6 protein-coding genes are annotated in these 7,179 nt (G+C 60.5%); 4 read left to right on the top strand and 2 right to left on the bottom strand.

Annotated features, from left to right (window positions below; translation table 11 throughout):
• The first annotated feature begins 69 nt into the window (after positions 1 to 69).
• Genes M727_RS0125850 through M727_RS0125860 form a run of 3 tightly spaced genes read left to right on the top strand, consistent with a single transcriptional unit; the run spans position 70 to position 3,639 of the window.
• Positions 70 to 1,116 (top strand): ABC transporter permease, encoded by a 1,047-nt coding sequence (locus tag M727_RS0125850; protein ID WP_027155061.1) that lies wholly within the window; start codon positions 70 to 72, stop codon positions 1,114 to 1,116.
• Positions 1,113 to 1,997: an ABC transporter permease gene (locus M727_RS0125855; RefSeq protein WP_027155062.1), complete on the top strand. Its 885-nt coding sequence runs from the start codon at positions 1,113 to 1,115 to the stop codon at positions 1,995 to 1,997. Before M727_RS0125850 ends, M727_RS0125855 begins: the two co-directional genes overlap by 4 nt.
• Positions 1,987 to 3,639, top strand: a complete 1,653-nt coding sequence (locus M727_RS0125860; RefSeq protein ID WP_027155063.1) for an ABC transporter ATP-binding protein — start codon at positions 1,987 to 1,989, stop codon at positions 3,637 to 3,639. The genes M727_RS0125855 and M727_RS0125860 overlap by 11 nt, the downstream gene beginning before the upstream one ends.
• 239 nt (positions 3,640 to 3,878) lie before the next feature.
• On the opposite strand, the gene M727_RS0125865 is transcribed toward M727_RS0125860, so the two are convergent.
• Both M727_RS0125865 and M727_RS0125870 read right to left on the bottom strand, forming a co-directional pair.
• Entirely contained in the window at positions 3,879 to 5,465 is a 1,587-nt protein-coding gene (locus M727_RS0125865; protein ID WP_027155064.1) for an adenylate/guanylate cyclase domain-containing protein, read from the bottom strand.
• Between the two features lie 300 nt (positions 5,466 to 5,765).
• On the bottom strand, positions 5,766 to 6,179 hold the full coding sequence (locus M727_RS0125870; protein WP_036262137.1) for a cupin domain-containing protein: 414 nt from the start codon (positions 6,177 to 6,179) through the stop codon (positions 5,766 to 5,768).
• 102 nt (positions 6,180 to 6,281) lie between these two features.
• Here M727_RS0125870 and M727_RS37515 point away from each other — a divergent pair, with 102 nt between their 5' ends.
• Positions 6,282 to 7,175 (top strand): LysR family transcriptional regulator, encoded by an 894-nt coding sequence (locus M727_RS37515; RefSeq protein WP_051505591.1) that lies wholly within the window; start codon positions 6,282 to 6,284, stop codon positions 7,173 to 7,175.
• Positions 7,176 to 7,179: the final 4 nt, after the last annotated feature.

Below are 7,179 nucleotides of genomic sequence, written 5' to 3' on the forward strand. Positions count from 1 at the left end.
GTTCGCCAGGCGAACCGCCCGCGCCGCGGGCGGTTCGCTCTTTCAGGGGAAGGCTCGAAGGCACCGCCCATGAACCCGGTCGTTAGGACGGTTCTGCAGCGCCTGGGCCTCGGCCTGATTACGCTGTTCATCGTCTCCATCATCATCTTTTCGGCGATTGCCATGCTTCCGGGCGATTTCGCCAAGGCGATGCTCGGGCAATCCGCGACGCCCGAGACGGTCGCCGCATTCCAGCGCGAGATCGGCATCGATCGTCCGCCGGTTGAGCGCTATTTCGCCTGGGTCGGCCAGATCGTGCAGGGGGATTTCGGCTCTTCCTTCGCAAGCCGCACCGGCTACCGGCGCACAGTCGCCGAGATCATTGCGCCCCGGCTCTACAACACGATGTTCCTTGCCGTGATGACCGCCCTTATAGCGGTTCCACTCGCGCTAGGACTTGGCATTCTCGCCGCTCTCTACCGCAACAGCTGGTTCGACCGTGTGGTGAACACGGTGACGCTGACGACGATTTCATTCCCCGAATTCTTCGTCGCCTATATGCTGGCCTACCTCATCATCTCGCGCGACACGTTCATCGGAACCGAATTCGCACAATCCCTGCCCGAGTGGCTCGCGGCTTCGATCAACTGGGTCCTGAACCTGGTTCCCAAATTTCCGACACTGGCGAACATCAGCGACCAAACGCCGTTCTGGGAGCACGTCTGGCGCGCAGCGCTGCCGTCCATCACCCTCACGCTGGTGATTGTTGCCCATATGATGCGTATGACGCGCGCGGCGATTATCAACATGCTGGCAAGCCCCTATATCGATATGGCGCGGCTCAAGGGAATGTCGCCTATGACAATCGTTCTCAGACACGCCCTGCCCAATGCCTGGGCGCCTATCGTCACGGTGATTGCGTTCAACCTCGCTTATCTCATCGTCGGCGTGGTCGTGGTCGAGGTGGTGTTCGTCTATCCCGGCATCGGCCAATTGATGGTCGATGCGGTGAAGTCCCGGGATGTTCCGGTCGTGCAAGCCTGCGCCCTAATCTTCGCGGCAACCTACATCCTGCTCAACCTGACCGCCGACATCATTTCCATTGCCACCAATCCGAGGCTTTTGCACCCGCGATGACCAGCACCGAACATGTCGTGGCGGTCTCAAGGCAGAGGCGCACGCGTGCCTCCCGGGTAAAAACCGCACTCAAAAAGGCTCCATTCAGCGCCTGGTTCGGCATCGTGGTCATCCTTGGCTACGTCTTCGTCGCGCTGTTAGCGCCCTGGATAGCGCCCTACGGAGAAACGCAGGTTTTCAGCGAGGCTTTCGCGCCTTGGAGCCAAGAGTTCATCGTCGGGACCGACCAACTCGGTCGCGACGTGCTCACCCGGCTGATCTATGGCGCGCGCAATACGATCGGCATCGCCTTCGCGACTACGCTTCTGTCCTTCGCGGTCGGCGTCACGCTCGGTTTGCTGGCCGCGATGTACCGGGGTTGGCTCGACCAGATTCTGTCGCGCGCGGTAGACGTGCTGATGTCGATCCCGAGCCTCATCTTCGCGCTGATGTTGCTATCCATCTTCGGTTCGTCGGTCACCAGCCTGATCCTCATCATCGCCCTGCTCGATTCGACCCGCGTATTCCGGCTGGCGCGCGCGGTCGGGCTGAATGTTGCCGTCATGGAATATGTCGAAGCCGCGCAACTGCGTGGCGAAGGGCCGAGATGGATTCTGACCAAGGAGATCCTGCCCAACGTGCTGCCGCCGCTGATCGCGGAATTCGGCCTGCGCTTCTGTTTCGTTTTCCTCACCATCGCCGCGCTCTCCTTTCTCGGCGTCGGCATCCAGCCGCCGACTGCCGACTGGGGCTCGATGGTGCGGGAAAACGCCACCCTCATCACCTATGGCGACATCACGCCGCTCTTGCCGGCGGGTGCGATTGCCCTTCTCACGGTCTCGGTGAATTTCGTTGTCGACTGGTTCTTGCACGCGACAAGCGGGTTGCGCGATGAAAAATAAGAATTCTGGCCAACGAGAAAAGGGCACGAAACTCCTCAGCGTTCGCGACCTTCACGTCGAGGGGTTTTCCGACGAGCGCTGGCACCCGATCGTTCGCGGTGTGGATCTCTCGCTGAAGCGCGGTGAGGTTCTCGGCCTCATAGGCGAGTCCGGCGCCGGAAAGTCCACCATTGGGCTTGCCGCGATGGGATATGCCAAGCCAGGCTGTCGGATTACGGAAGGATCGATCCTGTTCGACGGGATCGACCTCCTCGCCATGAGCGAAACCGCACGGCGGCGGCTCCGAGGCTCGCGCATCGCCTATGTCGCGCAGAGCGCGGCCGCTTCCTTCAACCCCGCCCACCGGCTCCTCGATCAAACCGTCGAAACGGTTGTGGCGCACGGGATCGCCAGTCGCGAGGCAGCGAATCGGGATGCCATCGAACTTTACCGGCGTCTTCACCTGCCGGATCCGGACACCATTGGCTTCCGCTATCCTCACCAGGTCTCCGGAGGGCAGTTGCAGCGGGCAATGACGGCGATGGCTATGGCCTGCCGGCCCGACCTGATCATCTTTGACGAGCCGACGACGGCGCTCGACGTGACCACACAGGTCGAGGTCCTCGCCTCGATCCGCAAGATAGTCGAAGAGTTCAACACTGCCGCGATCTACGTCACGCATGATCTGGCCGTGGTTGCGCAGATGGCGGACCGGATCATGGTTCTGCGCCATGGCCGTACTGTGGAGGAGGCCGAAACACGCCAGATGCTTGTGGCGCCGACTGAAGACTATACGAGGACGCTCTGGGCGGTGCGAAAGCTAGCCAAACCAGAAGTGCCGGCCGCGGACCATCTGCTCACGATCGATAACATCACGGCCGCGTACGCAGGGGCAGTCAAGGTTCTGCAGGATGTGTCGATCAAGGTGCCGCGCGGACGCACGGTAGCGGTCGTCGGTGAATCCGGCTCCGGTAAATCAACGCTCGCCCGTGTCATCACCGGCCTGCTGCCGCCGGTCTCGGGCTCGATCTCATTTGCGGGGCATCGTCTGCCAAGAACACTGAAGGAGAGGTCCAAAGACATTCTGCGCCGCATTCAGATGATCTACCAGATGCCTGACAACGCGCTCAATCCGCGTCAGACCGTCGAGGAAGTCATCTCACGGCCGCTCGAGTTCTATCTCGGCCTCAAAGGGGCGGCGTGCGACCGCCGGGTTGGCGAACTTATGCACATGATCGAGATGGACGAAAGCTTCCTCGATCGTCTGCCGGGCGAACTCTCGGGCGGTCAGAAGCAGCGCATCTGCATTGCCCGGGCGCTGGCTGCTAATCCGGAGCTCATCATCTGTGACGAGGTGACCTCGGCCCTCGACCAGATCGTACAGGAAGAGATCCTGAAGCTGCTTATGCGGCTGCAACAAGAATTCGGAGTCAGCTACATTTTCATCACCCACGACATCGCGACGGTGCGGGCAATCGCCGACGAAATTGTCGTCATGCATCAAGGCAAAGTCGTCGAGCAGGGGCTCAAGACCGAAATCCTGACGCCGCCGCATGCTCCGTATACCGAACTGCTTCTCTCCTCCGTGCCGGAGATGGATCCAGACTGGCTGACGAAGCTGCTGGAAACCCGGGAGCGCAAGCGGGTCGGCGCGGCGAACTGAATCCCAACGTATTGACCGCTTGGACCCCAGTTCTCGCGCGAACGTCGGTTATGCCGCAACCGCGACGTCCAGAATGGTCGCAACAATGTCTGCTTTCAGGCAGTAGCAACTCTCACCTCAACGGCCGATATTAGGCGCGAAGCGGTCATCCATGGCTCCGCTACGGGAGTCTGCTTCGGGTCGAGGGTGCGTTTCCGAAACGGCTCTGTAGTGGCAGAACCGGACGTTCAAAGACCCTGCTAAAAAGTAGCGGGCTTGCTTCGGGCGGTTAAGGCCAGGAGCGCCTCCGAAAGACGTTTCTTTGCCCGTTCGACCCCGTTCTCGTCGATCGCTTCGACATCGAGGAACAGGTCGAGGCCAGTCGCGTGCTCGCTGATGACCTGAGGGCGCTGTGCCAGTTCACCAAGGAGGCCCTCGACTTCATAGGGGACAACCTCCCGACTGATCCCCTTCATGGCGATCGGCGCCAACGGACGCGCTCGGACAAGGTCGCGCACGAGCGCATAGGTCTCATAGCTAAGGCAGATGCCGCCAGGTTCGGCAATCGATTGCAGGCGGGCCGCTAGATTCGCTTCGGCCCCGATGATCGTGTAGTCCATGCGATCATCGGAGCCGAAGTTGCCGACATTGCAATAGCCCGTGTTGATGCCCATGCGAGCTCGGAAGGGCTGCTCAATTCCTCGATCACGCCACATCCTGTTCAGCTGCTCCAGCCGGCGCTGCATGTCGACAGCCATGCGCAAGCAGGCCCTCGCGTCCTCCTCGACACCCTTTGTCTCGGGGTCTCCGAAGAACACAAGAAGTGCGTCGCCGATGAACTTGTCGACCGTAGCCTCGTGCTTGAGCGCGATCATTGACATCTCGGTGAAGTACTCGTTGAGGAGTGCCGTGAGATCCTCTGGCTGGAGCCGTTCCGCGATCGCGGTGAAATCTTTGATATCTGAGAAAAAGATTGTGAGCTTCTTGCGCTCGGTCGCGATAGTCACGTCCTTTTGGCCGCTGAAGATGCTTTTATAAATTTGAGGCGAGAGATATTTGGCGATCTTCAATGAAATTGCGGCCAGAAAGTCGTTTGCCTCGGCGAGTTCCGTGTTCATGCCGTGAACCAAGGCGGACTGCCGACGCTGCAGGAAAATGAACGTCAGACCCGCCGCAGCTGCGAAGCCGAAATACAGAAGCAGATACTTGAAAGAGAGGACGTTCGCCCCGATCGGCTGGGCGACCGATATCTCCTGGATACCTCGGACATCCCCCACCTTCCAGTCTGTCTTGGGGCTGTCCGGGTGCGAGTTATGGCAGTTGACGCAGACTTGTCCCATTACTACGGGAGCCGCCGCGCGAACGTGCCGGTCAAGCAGCGAACCCGAGGCTTCGATGATGGGCTCACTTGGATTGGCGCGAAAGGCAGAGATTGCGTTGCGCTCGAATGTGTCTAGCTGGTGGGGTTCGCGGCCTTTGAAAGGTAGGTCCGAGACGAAGCGATATTTGACGGATCCGTCGTGAGCGCTGATGCGCTTGCCGAGTTCGATTGAGAGGGTTGCTGGGATAGGGATCGCACCTGGCACGTCCCGGTAATTGTGCGTCGCGGTCACGGCGCCTTCTGCTTTCAGGACCCGTCCCACGACGTCGCTACCGTAGAATCCGCGCATGTCGTCGATGATCCGGCTGATTTCGCTGGCTTGCGTGCGCAGCATGCGTTCCGACAGATCTCGGAGGTCGAGCCAGGCTGCGACGGGCAGACCTATAAGGCCGACGACCACTGCCGCAACCAGGAGCGGTCCCGTGGTGCGTTGCTCACGCGCAATCTGTTCACCCAATCCCGCCATTGTCCAGGTTACCGCCCACCCGTAATCCAATACCTGAACTATACCTTCATCCGCGGCTCGCTACCAGCGCCAGTGGCTCGGTGAGAACACGATGGGGCCGCGCACAGACTGACAGCTTCTGGCGTCTGCAGACCGATAGCGGACGCTCAACCGGCAGAGGATGAGATTCCAAGACGGCCCAAGGCGGTGGGCGTAGAAGGTTAGGTAGCGTCTAAGGGGAATAACGATGAGGCTTCCTCCCGCTCTAGGCGAACCGTTGCGGGTCAGCGACCCAACCGAACGCACATAGCGCTCGAGCGACTACGCAGTCGAAGGAACCGGGTCGGCGAAGGGCGTGTCGGGATCGCAGACGTAGAACAGAATCGTTGTCGCCGGGGCGTTCCCCTCGTTGCTGCCCGTCATATTGACGTGCGGGGGCTCGACAAAAACCTCGCCCGGCCCGATCGAAATCGGCTCGCGCCCATCGAGCCTCAGGGTGAACACTCCTTCGGTGACGTAGACTGTTACAGGAAACCGATGCGAGTGGTAGGGCGTGACATCGCCAGGCTGAAGCACAGCGTGCAGCACGCGCACTTCCTGCCGACTTCCCTGCGGCAGAGTGCTCAGCACCTCCCGGTGTACCGGCGTCAGTTTTGCCATGCCGTGATCCTGGGCCGATCGGGTCACGCCGACATCGAGGCCAGCGATCATCGTTTGGACTGTTGCCTTGTCCATTTGGCTTCTCCTCACTTATCGTGGGTAAGGACTAGCCGGCCGGCCGTAACAGCGGTAGCAGCAAGGTTGCGGAAGGTCGGTGCAAAAATGCATAACTAGAGCATGTTGGACTGGAACGACCTGCGCTATCTGCTGTCCGTTGTAAGGCAGGGCTCGACGCTCGCGGCCGCGCGTGCGCTAGGCGTGAACCAGTCGACAGTCCATCGCCGCATTGCCGAGCTCGAACGGCAAATGGGATTGCGGCTGGTGCATCGGCACCCGACAGGTTACCGCCTGACCGAGATGGGTGAGCAGTTGCTACCGGCCCTGGCCGATGTGGAAGAGAGCATCGCAAAGCTGCAACGAACCGTTCTCGGTATGAAGCACGACCTTACCGGCACCGTGCGGCTCACTTGCCCCGAGCCGGTCCTTTCCCGCATCGTCGCTTCGGGTTTTGTCGACCGCTTCCACGACCGCTATTCGGGACTGAGGATCGATTTCATTATCAGCGATCGATATTTCGACCTTGCCAACGGCGATGCCGATGTCGCGTTTCGGTCGGGAGAAGCAAGTGACGAGCGGCTGGTTGGGCGCAAGATTGCGGAATCCACCTGGGCCGTCTATGCCAGCCGAGACTATGTGAAGCGCCGCGGACATCCACACTCGATCGAGGACCTGCTGCAGCACGATCTCATCGGCTTTGACGGCGTGATGGAGAACCATCGGGCAACCCAGTGGCTCGCAAGCACTCTGCCGGGGGCGCGCGTTGCAGCTCGCAACAACAGCGTTCTAGGCGTGGTGGCTGCGGTCAAATCGGGCCTTGGCATAGCGCCATTGCCAACGCCGATCGGAGATGCAGAAGGCGAACTCATCCAGGTGCTTCCACCGGTTCAAGCGCTGGCAAGAGCCTGGCACCTGTTGTGTCACCCCGATCAAAGGGCAACGCCTCGCATTTCCGCCTTCATCGACTTCGTCATCGAAGAATTGCCGGCACTGAGGAAAGTCCTCGGCGGGTAGCCCA

Source organism: Mesorhizobium sp. WSM2561 (assembly GCF_000513915.1).
In the GTDB taxonomy this organism is placed as follows: Bacteria; Pseudomonadota; Alphaproteobacteria; order Rhizobiales; family Rhizobiaceae; genus Mesorhizobium; species Mesorhizobium muleiense.